This window comes from Polaromonas sp. P1_G2 (assembly GCF_056405515.1).
Map to the genome: position 1 here is coordinate 1 of NZ_JBFUBY010000062.1, position 16,626 is coordinate 16,626.

Annotated in this window: 14 protein-coding genes and 3 tRNA genes; 1 reads left to right on the plus strand and 16 read right to left on the minus strand. The window is 65.4% G+C overall.

Annotation, left to right across the window (positions count from 1 at the left end):
• The 16 genes from AC1D0P_RS08875 to pip form a co-directional block, all read right to left on the minus strand.
• Positions 1 to 617: SidA/IucD/PvdA family monooxygenase (locus AC1D0P_RS08875; RefSeq protein ID WP_477676400.1), on the minus strand; the 617-nt coding region annotated here is incomplete at its 3' end.
• A gap of 91 nt (positions 618 to 708) precedes the next feature.
• Positions 709 to 3,099: a TonB-dependent siderophore receptor gene (locus AC1D0P_RS08880; RefSeq protein WP_477676401.1), complete on the minus strand. Its 2,391-nt coding sequence runs from the start codon at positions 3,097 to 3,099 to the stop codon at positions 709 to 711.
• A 157-nt stretch (positions 3,100 to 3,256) separates the two neighbouring features.
• The gene (locus AC1D0P_RS08885) at positions 3,257 to 4,315 is read right to left on the minus strand and encodes a FecR family protein (RefSeq protein WP_477676402.1); all 1,059 of its coding nucleotides are present in this window, start codon (positions 4,313 to 4,315) and stop codon (positions 3,257 to 3,259) included.
• Positions 4,316 to 4,396: 81 nt separating this feature from the next.
• Complete coding sequence (locus tag AC1D0P_RS08890; RefSeq protein WP_477676403.1) at positions 4,397 to 4,954, minus strand: sigma-70 family RNA polymerase sigma factor; 558 nt, start codon at positions 4,952 to 4,954, stop codon at positions 4,397 to 4,399.
• Positions 4,955 to 5,227: 273 nt separating this feature from the next.
• The gene (locus AC1D0P_RS08895) at positions 5,228 to 6,358 is read right to left on the minus strand and encodes an ABC transporter substrate-binding protein (RefSeq protein ID WP_477676404.1); all 1,131 of its coding nucleotides are present in this window, start codon (positions 6,356 to 6,358) and stop codon (positions 5,228 to 5,230) included.
• A gap of 115 nt (positions 6,359 to 6,473) precedes the next feature.
• A complete protein-coding gene (locus AC1D0P_RS08900) occupies positions 6,474 to 7,424 on the minus strand; it encodes a Bug family tripartite tricarboxylate transporter substrate binding protein (RefSeq protein ID WP_477676405.1) in 951 nt (316 codons plus the stop codon).
• A gap of 493 nt (positions 7,425 to 7,917) precedes the next feature.
• A tRNA-Asp gene (locus tag AC1D0P_RS08905) sits at positions 7,918 to 7,994 on the minus strand.
• A gap of 99 nt (positions 7,995 to 8,093) precedes the next feature.
• Positions 8,094 to 8,169: transfer RNA gene (locus AC1D0P_RS08910), tRNA-Glu, on the minus strand.
• Between the two features lie 76 nt (positions 8,170 to 8,245).
• Positions 8,246 to 8,321, minus strand: a tRNA-Ala gene (locus tag AC1D0P_RS08915).
• A 77-nt stretch (positions 8,322 to 8,398) separates the two neighbouring features.
• The gene (gltX, locus tag AC1D0P_RS08920; RefSeq protein WP_477676406.1) at positions 8,399 to 9,793 is read right to left on the minus strand and encodes a glutamate--tRNA ligase; all 1,395 of its coding nucleotides are present in this window, start codon (positions 9,791 to 9,793) and stop codon (positions 8,399 to 8,401) included.
• Positions 9,794 to 9,801: 8 nt separating this feature from the next.
• Positions 9,802 to 11,016, minus strand: a complete 1,215-nt coding sequence (locus tag AC1D0P_RS08925) for an O-succinylhomoserine sulfhydrylase (protein WP_477676412.1) — start codon at positions 11,014 to 11,016, stop codon at positions 9,802 to 9,804.
• A 2-nt stretch (positions 11,017 to 11,018) separates the two neighbouring features.
• Positions 11,019 to 12,548 (minus strand): amidophosphoribosyltransferase, encoded by a 1,530-nt coding sequence (purF, locus tag AC1D0P_RS08930; RefSeq protein ID WP_477676407.1) that lies wholly within the window; start codon positions 12,546 to 12,548, stop codon positions 11,019 to 11,021.
• Between the two features lie 34 nt (positions 12,549 to 12,582).
• Positions 12,583 to 13,068, minus strand: coding sequence for a CvpA family protein (locus AC1D0P_RS08935; protein WP_477676408.1), 486 nt, complete (start codon positions 13,066 to 13,068; stop codon positions 12,583 to 12,585).
• A 6-nt stretch (positions 13,069 to 13,074) separates the two neighbouring features.
• Positions 13,075 to 13,869 carry an SPOR domain-containing protein gene (locus tag AC1D0P_RS08940; protein WP_477676409.1) on the minus strand — a complete coding sequence of 265 codons (795 nt, stop codon included), beginning with the start codon at positions 13,867 to 13,869 and terminating at the stop codon, positions 13,075 to 13,077.
• 91 nt (positions 13,870 to 13,960) lie between these two features.
• Positions 13,961 to 15,268 carry a bifunctional tetrahydrofolate synthase/dihydrofolate synthase gene (gene folC, locus AC1D0P_RS08945; RefSeq protein WP_477676410.1) on the minus strand — a complete coding sequence of 436 codons (1,308 nt, stop codon included), beginning with the start codon at positions 15,266 to 15,268 and terminating at the stop codon, positions 13,961 to 13,963.
• A gap of 39 nt (positions 15,269 to 15,307) precedes the next feature.
• On the minus strand, positions 15,308 to 16,240 hold the full coding sequence (gene pip, locus AC1D0P_RS08950; RefSeq protein WP_477676413.1) for a prolyl aminopeptidase: 933 nt from the start codon (positions 16,238 to 16,240) through the stop codon (positions 15,308 to 15,310).
• Positions 16,241 to 16,401: 161 nt separating this feature from the next.
• Here pip and AC1D0P_RS08955 point away from each other — a divergent pair.
• The coding region (locus AC1D0P_RS08955; RefSeq protein ID WP_477676411.1) for an ArsC/Spx/MgsR family protein at positions 16,402 to 16,626 on the plus strand (225 nt) is incomplete at its 3' end.

The window sequence follows — 16,626 nt, forward strand, 5'->3', positions numbered from 1 at the left end:
TGGTAGACCTCAGCCGCGCTCTGGCCGCTGCCGACGATGGTGATGGAGCGTTTTTTCTGCAGTTCGGCCTTGCTGGTGATGTAGTCGGCGGTGTGCAGGTAGCGGTGGCCGCCGGGCGCGCAGCAGGCCGGGAACAGCGGCCGGGATCCCACCCCCAGCACCAGCTTGCGGCAGCGCATGATGAAGGGCTCGCGCTGCGGCCCCTGCACGCCGGTCACCACGTAGCAGCCGGATTCGGCGTCATGGACGATTTCCTGCACGTCGTACTCGAAGCGCGCCTTGGACAGCCGCGCGGCCGCCCAGCGGCAGTAGGCGTTGTACTCGGCGCGCGTGAGGTAAAAACTTTCGCGGAAGTAGTAGGAGTAGATCTTCCCCTCTTCCTTGCAGTAGTTCAGGAAGCTGAAGTAGCTCTTGGGGTCCGCCAGGCTGACCAGGTCGGCCAGGAAGGGGTTTTGCAGCGTGGTGTTGTCGATCAGCATCCCGGGATGCCAGTTGAACTCCGCGTTGCGCTCCAGGAAGACCGCGTTCAGCCCGGCGATGGGCTCGGCGAGGCAGGCCAGGCTCAGGTTGAAGGGCCCCAGCCCGATCGCCACGAAGTCATAAATATTCTTGTTCATTGCACTCAACTCCCTGATGGAACGGCACGCCGGGTGGCGGCCATGATGGTGAAAAGAATGCACGCGGCCGGCGGCAAAACCGGCCGCGCCGCTACCACTGGTAGGTCACGGTCGCGGCCATGCTGCGCGCATCGCCCCAGTAGCAGTACTGCTGGCTCAGGCACGAGGCCACGTAGCTTTTGTCGAAAAGGTTGTTGACGCTCAGGCGCAGGTTGGCGCCTTTGAGCGACGGACTCAGCTGGGCCAGGTCGACGCGCAGCATCAAGTCCACCAGCGTGTAGGGCGGCACCTTCATGCTGTTGGCGTTGTCAACCCAGCTGGAGCCCACATAGCGCACGCCCGCGCCCATGGTGTAGCCCGGCGTGAAGTTCCAGTCGCCCCAGACCGAGGCCATGTGGCGCGGCGCCTGGTAGGGCGTGTTGCCGGTGAAGCCGTCCGAGGACTCGGTGAACTTCATGTCGGTGTAGGTGTAGCTGGCGATCACCGACACGCTGCGGCTCAGCTGCGAACGCGCCTCCAGCTCGAGGCCGCGCGAGCGCACCTTGCCGGTGGGCTCGAAGTAGGCGGCGCCCACCGGGCGTGTGGCGACATTTTTCTGCGACAGCTCGTACACCGCCGCCGACAGCAAGGTGTTGGAGTCCTTGGGCTGGTAGCGAACACCCACCTCCACCTGTTTGGTCTCGGCGGGTTGCAGGTTGTTGCCCTGCCGGTCGTTGCGCAGGCTGGGGTTGAAGCCGTCGGAGTAGCCGATATAAGGCGCGACGCCGTTGTCGAACAGGTAGACGACGCCGGCCCGCTTGGTGAACTTGGAGCCGCTCCACTGCGCCGGGTTGCCGGTGCCGTACTGGTTGGAGGCCTTGGCCCAGTCCATGCGGCCACCCAGCGTGAAGCGCCAGCGGTCCAGCTCGGTCTGGTTTTGCAGGTAGAGGCCGGTCTGTTCCAGCTTGCGGTCAATCGGGTCGCTGGTCACACCGGTCAGGCCCGGGGCGCCGTAGCTGGGGGTGAGCACATTGATGGGCAGCGCGCTGCCCGATTCCCAGCTGCCGCTGACGCGGCGCTTCTGGTAGTCGAGCCCGGCCAGCACGGTGTGCTTGAGCGCACCGGTCTGGTAGCGGCCCTCGAGCTGGTTGTCGATGGTGTTGCCGCGCGTCGATTCGTTGGCGCCGGAATAAAAGCGGGTCAGCTCGTTGGCGCTGGCCCAGCCGTAGCCGTAAATCTGGCGCAGCGTGGTGTCGGCCCGCACGTGGCGGAAGTTCTGGCGGAATTTCCAGGCGTCGTTGAAGGCATGCTCGAACTGGTAGCCGAGGAAGCGCTGCTTGCGCTGGTATTTCTCGACGCTGGGGTCCCCATCAAAAAAGTAGCGCGAAATCAGCCGGCCATTGTGGCTGGCGTTGAGGCTGGYGTCCGCCGGCACGCCGCTGTGATAGCTGCCTTCGGGGTCGTCCTGCAGGTAGGCCTGCAGCAGCAATCGCGTGTCCGTGGACGGGTTGATCGCCAGGGAGGCGGCCAGCGCCTGGCGCTCTTCCTTGACCGTGCTGAACTGCGAGTCCAGCGAGCGTTCCAGCGCTGTCACGCGGAACGCCATCACGCCGTCTTTGTCGATGGGGCCCGAAAGATCAACGGCGGCTTCGCGGCGGTTGCGGTTGCCGACCGTGAGCTGCACTTCGCGGTAGGGCTGGTACTGCGGCGTCATGCTGGTCAGCGCCACCAGGCCGCCCGGCGATGCGCGGCCGTACAGCACCGAGGCCGGGCCGCGCACCACGTCGATGCGCTCCAGGAAATAAGGGTCGACCTGCATGGAGGTGTAGCTGCCCTGGTCGCTCAGCATGCGCAGGCCGTCGAGCAGGGTGCTGTCCACGCTGCTGTCCTTGAAACCGCGCAGGGCCACGTAGTCGTAGCGGTTGGAGGAACCGACCAGCCCGGTGAAAACGCCGGGCGCGTAATTCAAGGCTTCGGGAACGCTGCGCGGTTTCTGGTCTTCAAGCTGCTGCTTGGTCACCACCGAGATCGACTGGGGCGTCTCGATGATGGGCGTGTCGGTCTTGGAGCCCGAGGCGCTGCGCTTGGCGATATAGCCGTTGCCGCCACTGGTAGCCGTCTCCTCCGCGCCGGCCGTCACGGTGACCACCGGCAGGGTCTGGGCGCCCGTCGTGGCCGAAGCCGCCTTCACGACAAACACATTGCCGTCTATGCTCGCTGCCAGCCCGCTGCCGGCCAGCAGCCGGTCCAGCGCCTGTTGCGGTGTCAGCCGGCCGGACACCACGGGCGCCGTCTTGCCAGCCACCAGCGCGGGCTGGACCATCAACTCCAGCCCGGCCTGCTGCGCCAGGTTGTTGAGCGCCTGGGCCAGGGGCTGCGCCCCCATGCTGATCTGCAGGGGGGTGGCGGCCCGCGCGCCGGCGGCGCCCTGTGAATAAACCACCGGGCTGCCGAGGGCCAAAAACAAGGCCAAAGGGGGCAGGTGGAAACGGGAACGAGGCATGCGTGCAATCTCCGGAAGAAGGGTTAAATGGGGTTCAAATAAGAATCCTTCTCATGTAGACGCATGGGGTTTGGGAAACCCTAGGTCGGGCGCAAAAATTTTTCGCGCGGTGAATTGACGGAGTTTGATGGCCGGCGAACGGCCAGCCAGTTGGCGTTCAGTGGCCGGCGGAGACGATCTCGGCTTCGCCATCGCGCTCGCGCAAGCGCACGGGCAAGACCTGCGGCAGGATGCGCGAGAAGTTGTCGAGACGGCGCGGGTCGAAGGTACCGGTCACGCGCAGCGCGGCGACGACCGGGTCCCGCACCGTCAGGTGCACGGGGCCGTAGCGCCCGAACTCGGCCAGGGCCTGGTCCAGCGGCGTGTCGTCGAAACTGACGCGGCTTTCGCGCCAGGGCGCGATGCCCGCGGCGGGAACCGCGGACACGGCGCCCAGCAGGCCCGTCATGTCGCTGGCGATCTGCTGGCCGGCRACAAGTTCGACCGCCGCATCGCCCGCGGCCGAGCGTTCGGCGCGCGCCACGCGCACCCGCCCTTCTTCCACGGCGACCTGGACGCCGGCGCGGCCCGGAACGCCGGGTGTGTAGCGCACCGAAAAGCGCGTGCCGACGACCGTGATTCGCAGGGGACCGGCCAGCACGTCGAAGGGACGCGCCGGATCGCCCTTGACCTGGAACATGGCCTGGCCCTGCGGCAGGCGGACCTCGCGGCGCCCGCGGTACAGCGCCACCTCGGCGCTGGTGAGGGTGTCCAGCCTCAGGCGGCTGCCTTCGGGCAGGGTCACCTCGAGTTGCTGGCCGCGCGCGGTGGCAAAGGTCTGCGTGAACAAAGCTTGCTGCTGCCACAGGCCCCAGGCCAGGTAGCCGCCGCAGGAGACCATGAGCGCCACGGCGGCCAGCGCGCCTTGCGGCGCCCAGGCGGCCAGTTCGCGCCACCAGGCTTGCCGGCGCGGTGCGGCGGCGGCCTTGTCGTCGGCAAGGTTCTGCCTGAGCGTGCGCAGGCCTTCCGCCGGCAGCGCATCAAGCGCGCGCCAGTCGTCCTGGTGGCGCGCGAAAGCCGCGAAGTGGGCGCTGTCCGCCGCCAGCCAGGCCTGGAATGCGGCCTCGTCCGCCGCAGCCAGCAGCCCGCCGGCGCGCCGCACGAACCAGTCCAGCGCCGCTTCGTCGGGGTCAGTGGACGGTGCGGCTGGCGGGTGGGCTGGCGGCGGGATGGTCATGGTGTGCTTATCGGCTCTTGGATGTAGACGCACGAGCACAGCAAAACCCTAGGCCGGGAAAGCAGGAACGCATACAAAAAGTCATTCGCGGGGAGGTTTTCTTCTTCGAAGCTTGGGGGCTGGGGCGGCAACAGGCGTTCCATCCAAGCCATCCCTGCAGCGCCTGCAGGCATCCATGGCCAGTTTGATGTGCTGCTCGACCATCTTGCGCGATATGCCCATCTGCTCGGCCACTTCCGAATGCGGCAAGCCGTCGAACTTGTGCAGGACAAAGGCCTCTCGGCAACGCAAAGGCAGGGCATCGATGGCGGCCAGCAGGGCATTCACTCCCTGCGCGGAAGAGGCAGCGGCATCGGGCTCGAAGGCCTGCGGCGCCGCAAGGTTGTCGAGTTCGGCGGCCGAGGCTTCGGCGTCCGGGTGCAGCGCTTCGCCGCGCACTTCGCTGCGGCGGTGCTGGTCGATCTGCAGGTTGCGCGCCGTGCGGTAGAGCAGCGCGCGTGGCTCTGGCACTGCCTGGCCGGAATGCTGCACCGCCAGGACGCGCGCATAACTCTCCTGCACGACATCAGCCGCGGCATCGCGGTTGCGCACCGTGCGGGAACAGAAGTTCAGCAGTTCTTGGTAATAGCGCTCAAGCACAGGTCGGTCAATGCCATGGGAAGTGACGAACCCCTCCAAGCGGCAGACGAGATGTGGCGGTGGCTGACCAGGCGCGCGCGTCGTAGATGGGAATTATTCTCATTATGGCCGAAGCGTGGCGCGAGCTCCGGTCTGGACGGGCAGCGTTACTTTTGATACCAGCGCCCTGCCCTGCAGCCAACAATCAAAATCGCGTGCGGGTCGCCGGAGTGGACGGGATTCGAACCCTCGCCCCTCGGCGTGACAGGCGGCTTTTGGCGATTCCCTGGATGTTTATTGCCGGATTCTTCCGTTCCCGCTGATGATGGTCATCTCCACGAAGCGCGAACCATTGCGCATCCCCGGCCGAAATCCGATGACGTATCCTCCGAGGTCATAGCTTTCCAGTCCATCCAGAGCGGACGCAAAACCTTCACGGGTCACACGCGCGCCTTGCCGCCGGGCGGCTTCAACGATCACCTTTGCAGCGATGAAGCCTTCCATCATGGCGTAGCTGATCGGAACATCCTGCGCGCCTGCCGTTGCCGCGATGTCGTTGAATTCCTTGGAGAGCCGGTTTGTCATTTTGTAGGGGCTGGGCGTGACCTGGGCGATCGCGATGCCTTGCATCTGCTCTTCTGACAGCCGTTTCGACATCTGCTCAATGTCCGCGCCCGAATGCGCGAACAGTTGGGCCGTTCCCCCGGCTGAACGGTATTTCTCCACAAAGTTCGAAGCAGCGCCTCCACTGGCAATCATGATGATCGCCTGCGGCGCTGCCTGCAGCATGGCGTCGGCGGCGGCGCTCACGCGGTTGGTTCCGGTGTCATAACCCGCCGTTTGCACGATCCTGGCCTWGGCATTCGCCGCGGCTTCCTGTGCGGCGGCGATGAGCGGCGCAGCGCCGGAGCCGTTTTCGTGAAACAAGCCCAGCCGGGTGATTCCGACCGTGGCCAGGTGCGCCGTGATTCTGGCAAGTTCGTCTCGCAATGTGGCACGCACGCCGTAAAGTTGCGGAGCCTCCAGGTTCAGTTCGGTCGCGCGGAAGCCGACCAGCACGATGCGCTCGCGCTCAAAGACGCCCGCGCTGATCAGTTGAGCAATATTGCGGCTTCCAAAGTAGCCGGCAAGCACCACCGGCTTGTCCTCGGCCAGAAGCGCGCGTGTCTGGGTGAGTGTTTCATCGGGTCGCCCGGCGTCGTCGCGGCGCGCCAGGGTGAAGGTGTTTCCGTTGACCCCACCGGCCTTGTTCACGGCGTTGAAATGCAACAGCATGCCGGCCGCGTAGGCGCGGCCCTGGCTCGCGTCGATACCGGTCAACGGCGCCACTTGACCGACGACAAGCTGCGCGGCCGGCACGGACGACGTTATGCCGCCCGCGATGACCAAGCCCGCCAGGCGGGCGATCCACTGACCAGTTCTCATTTCCAGTTTCCTTCACGAGGTCCAACCCTCACGTGCAACGCTTTCACCAGCCATGCCTGAGACCGTCGATGGCGAATCCGGTCCCGCGGGCAACACTCCCCGCCGGCGGCCACGCTCAATCGACCCGGATGTTGGAACGCAGGACGACCGCGCGCATGCGGGGGAGTTCGTTTTCAATGCGCGCCGCAACCGCGGAAGCGGGTTCCCAGGCTTGCTCGAGTCCGTTGGCGACGAGCTTGTCGCGGATCTCGGGATCCTTCATGGTGTCGGCCAGCGCCTTCTGCAGTTTGGCTTTCACGTCCGCCGGCAAGCCCTTGGGCGCGGCAATGGCGAGCCAGGAATCGGCCGAGAAGCCGGTGAAGCCGCTCTCCGCAACAGTCGCCACGGTGGGCATTTGTGTCGCGCGGCTGGCGCCGGTGACGGCGATGGCCTTGATCTTCGGCTTCGCCGCCTTCAGCTGCGGCAACGCTGCTGCGACGGTGTCAATCGCGAACGGGATCTGGCCGGCCATCAGGTCGGTCATCGCCGGCGCGCTGCCCTTGTATGCGATGTGCTGCAGCTTGATGCCGGCGGTGCTCCAGAGCAATTCGCCGGCGAAGTGTCCCGTGGTACCGTTGCCGAAGGAGCCGTACACGTACTTGTCCGGTGCGCGTTGCACCGCCGCGATCAGCTGCTTCAGGTCGTTGATCGGGACATCGACGTTAGCCAGCAAAACCAGGGGAACGCGCGCCACCATCCCGACAGGCTCGAAACTCTTGATCGGGTCGTAAGGCAGCTTGGGCATGAGTGCCGGGTTGACCGTGAAGGTGGATCCCGAGCTGATCAGCAGCGTGTAGCCGTCAGGCGACGCCTTGGCGACGAATGCGGCACCGACGATGGTGCCGGCGCCCGGGCGGTTGTCGATGACCACTGGCTGCCCCAGGCGCTCGCCCAGCTTTTTGGCGACCAGGCGTCCGGCGATGTCGGTGGCGCCTCCCGGCGGAAAAGGGATGACCAGCTGGACCGGTTTGGACGGATAGCCCTGCGCGTGGACGCCAGCCCAAGGGGCCAGCAAGACCAGCRCCATGGCCAGTAAGAAGCGCTTCTCATACCTTGGGTTCATCATCGCATTGCTCCTCTTTGATACGGCATGGGCCGCGTTGAAACAAAGTCTATCGCCGAGGCCGTATAACAGGGTTGCAATGTGATCGACTTTTCAGGTTAAATATTTGAATAATTCGATAAAAAATTTTCGAAAATTGTTTAATTAAATAATATTAAGAAATAAAAGTGCGTTTACAGAATGAAACCATTACCCGGTGCCTGACCTGGACCGGGTTGCGCTGCTCAATCCTGCTTCGCTAAACCTTGGCATGCAGGTCGTGATCGGCGGAGTGCTGGACGGTCCACCCCGCAGTCCTTCGCCGATTTCGAAAAAGCGATGCAGAAGGTGCCGGGCTGCCTGGGGTGCGTGGTGGTGACGGATGAGTTCGACCATTTCGTCACCGTCCGCACGCAGGACACAAAAGCCGAAAACGAAAAAAGGGCCTGCAAGAAATCTTGCAGGCCCTTTTCGGATTTGGCGGAGTGGACGGGACTCGAACCCGCGACCCCCGGCGTGACAGGCCGGTATTCTAACCAACTGAACTACCACTCCTGGTAGTGACAACATTCGCTCTTTCGAGCCAAGTCGCTGGCCCTTGCGGGACTGCGGTTGTCAACTTGCGCCTTGGGCACCACACGAGGTGATGAATGCTGGCGACCCTAAGGGGATTCGAACCCCTGTAGCCACCGTGAAAGGGTGGTGTCCTAGGCCTCTAGACGATAGGGTCAAAACCTTGGAATTTCCGACGGGCTTTTGTGGTGACACAAAGTCCCGGCTAACTTCAAATTCTTCGCGACAAACTTTGGTGGAGGTAAGCGGGATCGAACCGCTGACCTCTTGCATGCCATGCAAGCGCTCTCCCAGCTGAGCTATACCCCCTTCAAGCTATTGCAAGTTGCCCTGCAATTGTGTCGAGCCTTGAATTATAGCCCGAAAATTTGATCTTTTTCAAATCCTCAGACAAGCTTGAGCCGGGAGACCACATCTTCGCGTTTCATGAGCTCCAGAATCGCGTCGAGTGACGGGGTCTGAGGTGTGCCCATCACGAGCACGCGCACCGGCATCGCGAGCTGCGGCATCTTGAGGCCGGTGTCGGCCAGCACCTGCTTGATGGCCGCGGAAATCGCGGCCTTGTTCCACTCGGCCGAGCCCAGGGCATCGGCGAGTTTGGCGAGCGCGGGGCGCACGGCATCGGTCACGTGCGTGGCCAGGTCTTCAGCGCCAGGCTGGCCGCCCGTGACCAGGCGCTGCAGCCAGCCGGCCAGTTCCACCAGCGTGCTGCAGCGGTCCTTGAAGAGGCCGCAGCCGCGCGCGATCCATGCCGTGTCCTGGCCCGTGACGCCCTGCGCCGCGAGGAAAGGCGTGACCGCCTCGGCGAGCTTGTCGTCGGGCATGGCCTTGAGGTGCTGGGCATTGACCCAGCGCAGCTTGGCTTCGTCGAACTGCGCGGCGCTCTTGCCCAAATGGTCCAGGTTGAACCAGCCGATGAACTGCTCGCGGCTGAAGATTTCGTCGTCGCCGTGGCTCCAGCCCAGGCGCGCCAGGTAGTTGACCATGGCGTCGGGCAGATAGCCTTCGGCGGCGTACTGCGTGACCGGCTTGGCGCCGTTGCGCTTGCTGAGTTTTTCGCCTTGCTCATTGAGCACGGTGGGCAGGTGGGCATAGACCGGCGGCTCCTTGCCCAGGGCCTTGAAGATGTTGATCTGCCGCGGCGTGTTGTTGACGTGGTCGTCGCCGCGTATCACGTGGGTCATGGCCATGTCGATGTCGTCGACGACCACGCAGAAGTTATAGGTCGGCGTGCCGTCGGGCCGCGCGATGACGAGGTCGTCGAGTTCGTCGTTGCTGATCTCGATGCGGCCCTTGACCTTGTCGTCCCACACCACGCTGCCGCCTTGCGGGTTCATGAAGCGCAGCACCGGCAACACGCCTTCGGGCACGGGCGGCAGGGTCTTGCCGGGCGCGGGGCGCCAGGTGCCGTCGTAGCGCGGTTTTTCCTTGGCGGCCATCTGCTTTTCGCGCAGGGCGTCGAGCTCGGCCACGCTCATGTAGCAGGGGTAGACCAGGCCGTCGGCGCGCATCTGCGCAAGCACGGCCTTGTAGCGGTCCATGCGCTGCATCTGGAAGAACGGGCCCTCGTCGTGGTTCAGGCCCAGCCAGCGCATGCCTTCGATGATGACGTCGACGGCCTCCTGGCTGGAGCGCTCCACGTCGGTGTCCTCGATGCGCAGGATGAAGTCGCCGCCGGTGGCGCGGGCAAAGGCCCACGGGTAGAGCGCGGAGCGGATGTTGCCGAGGTGGATGAAGCCTGTCGGTGAAGGGGCGAAGCGGGTGCGGGTCTTTTGAGTCATTACTGCAGTCATGCGATGAGGCTGAGGCCGCGGGAGAGGTCGGCCTTGATGTCGTCCACGTGGTCCAGCCCGACGGCCACGCGCACCAGGCCCTGGCCTATGCCGGCGGCCTGGCGCTGCTCTTCGCTGAGGCGCCCGTGCGAGGTGGTGGCCGAGTGGCTGATGATGGTCTTGGTGTCGCCCAGGTTGGTGGCGATGCTGAGCACCTGCGTGCTGTTGATGACCTGGAAGGCATTGGCGCGCGCCGTTTCCGGCGTGTCGCCGCGCACGTCGAAGGACAGCACCGCGCCGCCCAGCCCCGACTGCTGGCGCATGGCCAGTTCGTGCTGCGGATGCGATGCCAGGCCGGGGTAGTACACACGCTTCACGGCGGGCTGGGTCTCCAGCCATTTCGCGACGGCCAGCGCGTTCGCGCTCTGCGCCTGCATGCGGATGCTCAAGGTTTCCAGGCCCTTGAGCACGACCCAGGCGTTGAAAGGCGCCAGCGTCATGCCGGCGGTGCGCACGATGGGCCCGAACACGTCGACGATCAGTTTGGACGGGCCGCAGAGCGCGCCCGCCATCACACGGCCCTGGCCGTCCAGGTATTTGGTGCCCGAATGCATGATGAGGTCGGCGCCGAACTCCACCGGGCGTTGCAAGGCCGGCGAGCAAAAGCAGTTGTCGACCGCCAGCAAGGCGCCCACGCTGTGTGCCAGGTCGGCCAGCGCCCGAATGTCGCAGACCTCCGTCAGCGGGTTGGTCGGCGTTTCGGCGAACAGCAGCTTGGTGCCGGGACGCAAGGCGGCCTTCCACTCGCTGATGTCGGTCTGCGAGACAAAGGTGGTTTCAACACCAAACTTGCCGAACTCGCGGCCTATCAGCGCGATGGTCGAGCCGAACATGGAGCGCGAGCAAATCACGTGGTCGCCGGCCTTGAGCAGGCCCATGCACATCATGAGGATGGCGCCCATGCCGGTGGAGGCGCCAATGGCCGCTTCCGTGCCTTCGAGCGCGGCGAGGCGGCGCTCAAAACTCGTGACCGTGGGATTGGAAGTGCGGCCGTAGGTGTAGCCCTCCGTCGGATCGGCAAAGCGCCGCGCCGAGGTCTCGGCATCGGGCTGCACAAAACCGCTGGTCAGGTACAGCGCTTCGGAGTTTTCGCCGTGCTGGCTGGGCTCCAGCGCCACGCGCACGGCCAGCGTGTCGCGGTGCAGGTTGTCGGGCAGTTTTCTTTTTGTYATGCTCAGGCTTCTTGCGGATTGGGCAGCGCCAGGCGTGACACATCGACGTCGCTGTCCTCGCCGATCTTCTCGGCGGTGTCGGCGCGCTGCGAGTTCATCGCGGCAATGGTTTCGGCCGTGACGTCGCCGGTGATGTAGACGCCGTCAAAACAGGAGGCGTCAAAGCCGTCGAGCTTGGTGTTGAGCGAGCCGATGGCGCGTTTCATGCCCTCGACGTCCTGGTAAATCAGCGCGTCGCAGCCAATGACTTCGCGGATTTCCTCGATGGTGCGGCCATGCGCCACCAGTTCGCCCGGCGTGGGCATGTCGATGCCGTAGACATTGGGGAAACGCACGGGTGGCGCGGCGCTGGCCAGGTAAACCTTTTTGGCGCCGGCGTCGCGCGCCATCTGCACGATCTCACGGCTGGTGGTGCCGCGCACAATGGAATCGTCGACCAGCAGCACGTTGCGGCCCTTGAACTCGCTGGCAATCACGTTGAGCTTCTGGCGCACGGATTTCTTGCGCACGCCCTGCCCCGGCATGATGAAGGTGCGGCCGACGTAGCGGTTCTTGACGAAGCCCTCGCGGTAGGGAATGCCCAGCAGATGCGCCAGTTGCGTGGCGCTGGGGCGGCTGGATTCCGGGATCGGGATGATCACGTCGATCTCGCTGGGCGGCACGGTGGAGACCACACGCTTGGCCAGCGTCTCGCCGAGGTTCAGGCGGGCCTGGTAGACCGAGATGCCGTCCAGCACCGAGTCGGGACGTGCCAGGTAGACGAATTCAAAGATGCAGGGGTTGAGCTTGGCATTCGGCGCGCACTGCTCGGCGTGCACCACGCCTTCCATGTCCACATACACCGCCTCGCCGGGCGCGATGTCGCGCTCGAACTGGTGCGAGGTGCCTTCCAGGGCCACCGATTCGCTGGCCACCATGACAGTGGCGCCGCCCTCGTTCTGGCCGCGGCCTATGCACAGCGGGCGGATGCCGAAGGGATCGCGGAAGGCCAGCAGGCCGTGGCCGGCGATCAGCGCGACGACGGCGTAGGAGCCCTTCACGCGCTTGTGCACGCCGCGCACCGCGGCGAACACGTCGACGGGCTTGAGCGGCAGGCCGCGCGTGGTTTTCTCGAGCTCATGCGCCAGTACGTTGAGCAGCACTTCGGAGTCGCTGTCGGTGTTGATGTGGCGGTGGTCGGTGTTGAAGAGCTCGGCCTTGAGTTCGGCCGCGTTGGTCAGGTTGCCGTTGTGCGACAGCACCAGGCCGAAAGGTGCGTTGACATAAAAAGGCTGGGCCTCGTCTTCGCTGTAGGCGTYGCCGGCCGTCGGGTAGCGCACCTGGCCCAGGCCCACCGTGCCCGGCAGCGCGCGCATGTTGCGGGTGCGGAACACGTCGCGCACCATGCCCTTGGCCTTGTGCATGTAGAACTTGCGCCCCTGCTGCGTGACGATGCCCGCCGCATCCTGGCCGCGGTGCTGCAGCAGCAGCAGGCCGTCATAGATGAGCTGGTTGACGGGGGCTTTGCTGACGACGCCGACTATCCCGCACATGGTGTTCCGATCATGATGAGTTGACTCTTCAAAGTTAGGTTAAATATTTCGCAAACTGTTCGGGCAACACCGGCTTCAGGGCTTTGAGCGTGGCCGCCAACACCGGCGCGCCCTTTGATTCCCGCCACCAGTCGCTGGTTTTCAGCGCCGTCATGTCGATCACGACGGTCGCGGCCAGCAACAAAATCACGCCGCGCAGCACGCCGAACCCGGCGCCCAGCACACGGTCAATGGGCGCCAGGCCGACGGCGGCCACCAGTTTCTTGACCAAAAACGCCAGCAGCCCCGCCGCGAACACCGAGGCGATGAAGATCAGCACAAAGGCCGCCGCATAACGCACCGGGTCGGCCGCCGACTGCAGCGGCAACCGGGTGGCCAGGTCAGGCGCAAACCATTGCGCCACAAAAAACGACACGACCCAGCCCAGCACCGACAACACCTCGTACACCAACCCGCGCCATGCGCCCAGCAGCATGGAAAACACCAGCACCCCCAGCAAAATCCAGTCAACAGCCGTCACGAATCATTACAAGGTCAGGATGGCGGCCGGTAAATCAAGGCTCTTGACTTTTCCGGCAGCCTTTTCAGCCTCGGCCTTGGTGGCAAACGGCCCCACACGGACCCGAATGCGCTTGCCGTCCTTGGTTTCCGCGACTTGCGTATAGGTTTTCAGCCCGGCTTTTTCGAGCTTCAGGCGCGCCTCACGCGCTTTGGCGACGTCGGCAAAGGCGCCCACCTGCACCACCAGCCGGCCTTCGGCCTCGGAGGCGGCCGGTTTGGCGGCGGCCGGCGGCGTGCTGCCGTTGAGCAGCGCGCTGGCGCGAGCGGCATCGGCATTGGCGACGGGCTTGGGTTCAGGCTTGGCGGGCGGCTTGGGCTCAGGCTTGGGCGCCGGTTTTGCCTCGGGCTTGGCTTCGGGTTTGACCGCTGCCGGCGCAGACGCAGCAGCGGCGGGCTTGGACGGCAGGATTTCTTCCTTGGGCGCCAGGCTCGCGGCTGCGGCCACTTTGTCAGCGGGCGTGGGGGCTGGTGTTGCGGTTGCCGCCGGCGCGGGGGCCGTAGCGGTCGGCGCTGCCGGCGCGGCCAGGGGCTTGACCGTGCCCTTGCCGGGGATCTCGATGGGGATGTCGACCGGGATGGGCCGGGGCTGGGTGTCGAACAGCAGCGGAAAACCCACCACGCCGATGAGCACCAGCACGGCCGAACCGATCAGCCGGTGTTTGGCGCGCTTGCGCATCACTTCCACGCTTTCCGGTTGAGCGGCTGGCCCGGCATTGGAGGCAGCGTTGGAGCCGCCCCGGCGGAAGTTGAAAAACGGCATGGTGTGGCTTGGATCCGATAAGGGTGGCGTTAACGGTGAAGGTGGGCTCCGGGCCCTCCGGAACGCGGGGCCGGGGGCGGCGCGTCCGGCTTCAGCTGGCCAGGTGCGGGGCCGAAAGACGCGGCACGCCGTCCTTCAAAATACCGCCCACTGTGTAGAACGAGCCGAACACAACGATTCTATCAGCGGGGGTCGCGGCCTTGACCGCCGCCTGCAGCGCCGCTTCGGGGGACGGATGGGTGCCGGAGGTGGCGTCGGGCCGGGTGTTGGCCGCCGTCCAGCGCGCCTGCAAATCCGCCGCGGTGGCGGCCCGCGGTGTCGGAAGATCGGTGAAATACCACTTGTCGATGAGCGGCGCGACCCGCGCCAGCATGGGGGCCAGGTCTTTGTCCGCCATGGCGCCGAACACCGCATGGGTGCAGGGGTAAAAGCCCATGGCATCGAGGTTTTCGGCCAGCGCGGCCACCGAATGTGGGTTGTGCGCCACGTCCAGCACCAGCGTGGGCTGGCCGGGCACGATCTGGAAGCGCCCCGGCAATTCGACCATGGACAGGCCGTTGCGCACCGCCTGGGCCGTGACCGGCAGGCGGTCGCGCAGCGCCGTCAGCGCCGCCAGCACACCCGAGGCATTGACCAGCTGGTTGGCGCCGCGCAGCGCCGGGTAAGCCAGCCCTGCGTACCGGCGCCCGCGCCCGGCCCAGCCCCACTGCTGCTTGTCGCCCGAAAAATTGAAGTCCGTGCCAAAGCGCCACAAATCGGCGCCCACCGCCGCGGCATGGTCCATCACGCTTTGCGGCGGCACCGGGTCGCTCACGATGACCGGCTTGCCGGCGCGCATGATGCCGGCTTTTTCGCGGCCTATGCTTTCACGGTCGGGGCCCAGGTATTCCATGTGGTCCAGGTCTATGCTGGTGATCACCGCGCAGTCGGCGTCCAGCATGTTGACGGCATCCAGCCGCCCGCCCAGGCCGACTTCGAGGATGACGACGTCCAGCTTCGCATCCGCCAGCAGTTGCAGGATGGCCAGGGTGGTGAATTCGAAATAGGTCAGCGAAATCGCCTCGCCCTGCGTGCGGGCCGCCTCGACGCGCGCGAACTGTTTCACCAGGTCGGCGGCGCTGACGATATCGCCGCGCACACGGCAGCGCTCTTCAAAATGCACGAGGTGCGGCGAGGTGAAAACGCCGGTGCGGTAGCCGGCCTCCAGCAGGATGGCTTCGAGCATCGCGCAGGTCGAGCCTTTGCCGTTGGTGCCGGCCACCGTGATGATGGGGCAGTCAAAGGCCAGGCCCATGCGTTTGGCGACGGCGCTGATACGCGTCAGGCCCATGTCAATGCCGACAGGGTGCAGGTGCTCGCAGTAAGCCAGCCAATCTTCAAGAGTGTTGAGGTTTTGCATACAGGCCCGAATTGTCGCGCACGGGCCAAAACCCTGGACTCAGCGGGCGAAGCGATCGGTTGCGGCGACCAGCCGATGCAAGATGCCGGGCTCGCTGAAAGCATGGCCGGCATCGGCGACCAGCTGGAAATCGGCCTCGGGCCAGGCGCGGTGCAGGTCCCAGGCGGTTTTGGCCGGTGTGGCCACGTCGTAGCGGCCCTGCACGATCACGCCGGGAATCCCGGCCAGCTTGTGTGCATCGCGGATCAGCTGGCCCTCTTCGAGCCAGCCGGCGTGCACAAAGTAGTGGTTTTCTATGCGCGCGAAGGCCAGCGCGAAATCATCGTCGCCGTGCAGCGCGGTGAAAGCCGGATCCGGCAGCAGCGTGATGGTCTGGCCTTCCCAGAGGCTCCAGGCGCGCGCGGCCGCCAGCTGCGCCGCCCTGTCGCTGCCGACCAGGCGTTTGCGGTAGGCGGCCATCAGGTCACCGCGTTCGGCCTCGGGAATCGGCGCGAGAAAGCCCTCCCACAGGTCGGGGAACAGCCAGGAGGCGCCTTCCTGGTAGTACCACAGCACTTCGGCGCGCCGCAGCGCGAAGATGCCGCGCACCACCAGTTCGGACACCCGGGCCGGATGCGTCTGCGCATAGGCCAGCGCCAGCGTGCTGCCCCAGGAGCCGCCGAACACCAGCCAGCGCTCCACGCCCAGYAGGCTGYGCAGCCGTTCGATGTCGGCCACCAGGTGCCAGGTCGTGTTGTTGTCCAGCGAGGCGCTGGGACGCGAGCGGCCGCAGCCGCGCTGGTCGAACAGCAGCACGCAGTAGCGCTCGGGGTCGAACAGGCGGCGATGCTCGGGCGAGCAGCCCGCGCCCGGGCCGCCATGCAGGAACACCGCCGGCTTGCCCTTGGGATTGCCGCACAGCTCCCAGTAGACCGAGTGGCCGTCGCCGGTTTCCAGGACACCGGTGCGAAAAGGCTCGATGGGCGGGTACAAGACGGTTTGGGAGGAGTCGGTGGGCGTGGCCGAAGCAGCGGTCATGAATGGGACATCCGTGAAATGTTGAAGCGAACAGGGGCTACCGGGTGGCAGCATCGTTTGATTATTCCAGCCTCGCAGGCCGCAGGTGCAGCCGCTACATCTGCCAGAATCACCGCATGATCATTCTCTACGGCATCCCCAATTGCGACACGGTCAAAAAGGCCCGTGGCTGGCTTACCGAGCATGGCGTCGAGCACCAGTTCCATGACTTCAAAAAACAGGGCGTGCCGCCCGAACAGCTGGGGCGCTGGGCCCAGGCCGCCGGCTGGGAAACGCTGCTCAACCGCAAGGGCACGACCTGGCGCAAGCTGGACCCGGCAACCCAGGCCGGCGCGCAGGAC

Bases quoted from the DNA above. Each gene is read 5' to 3' on its own strand.
- folC (WP_477676410.1), bottom strand. From the start codon at position 15,268: ATGCAAAACCTCAACACTCTTGAAGATTGGCTGGCTTACTGCGAGCAC.
- gltX (WP_477676406.1), bottom strand. From the start codon at position 9,793: ATGACTCAAAAGACCCGCACCCGCTTCGCCCCTTCACCGACAGGCTTC.
- AC1D0P_RS08940 (WP_477676409.1), bottom strand. From the start codon at position 13,869: ATGCCGTTTTTCAACTTCCGCCGGGGCGGCTCCAACGCTGCCTCCAAT.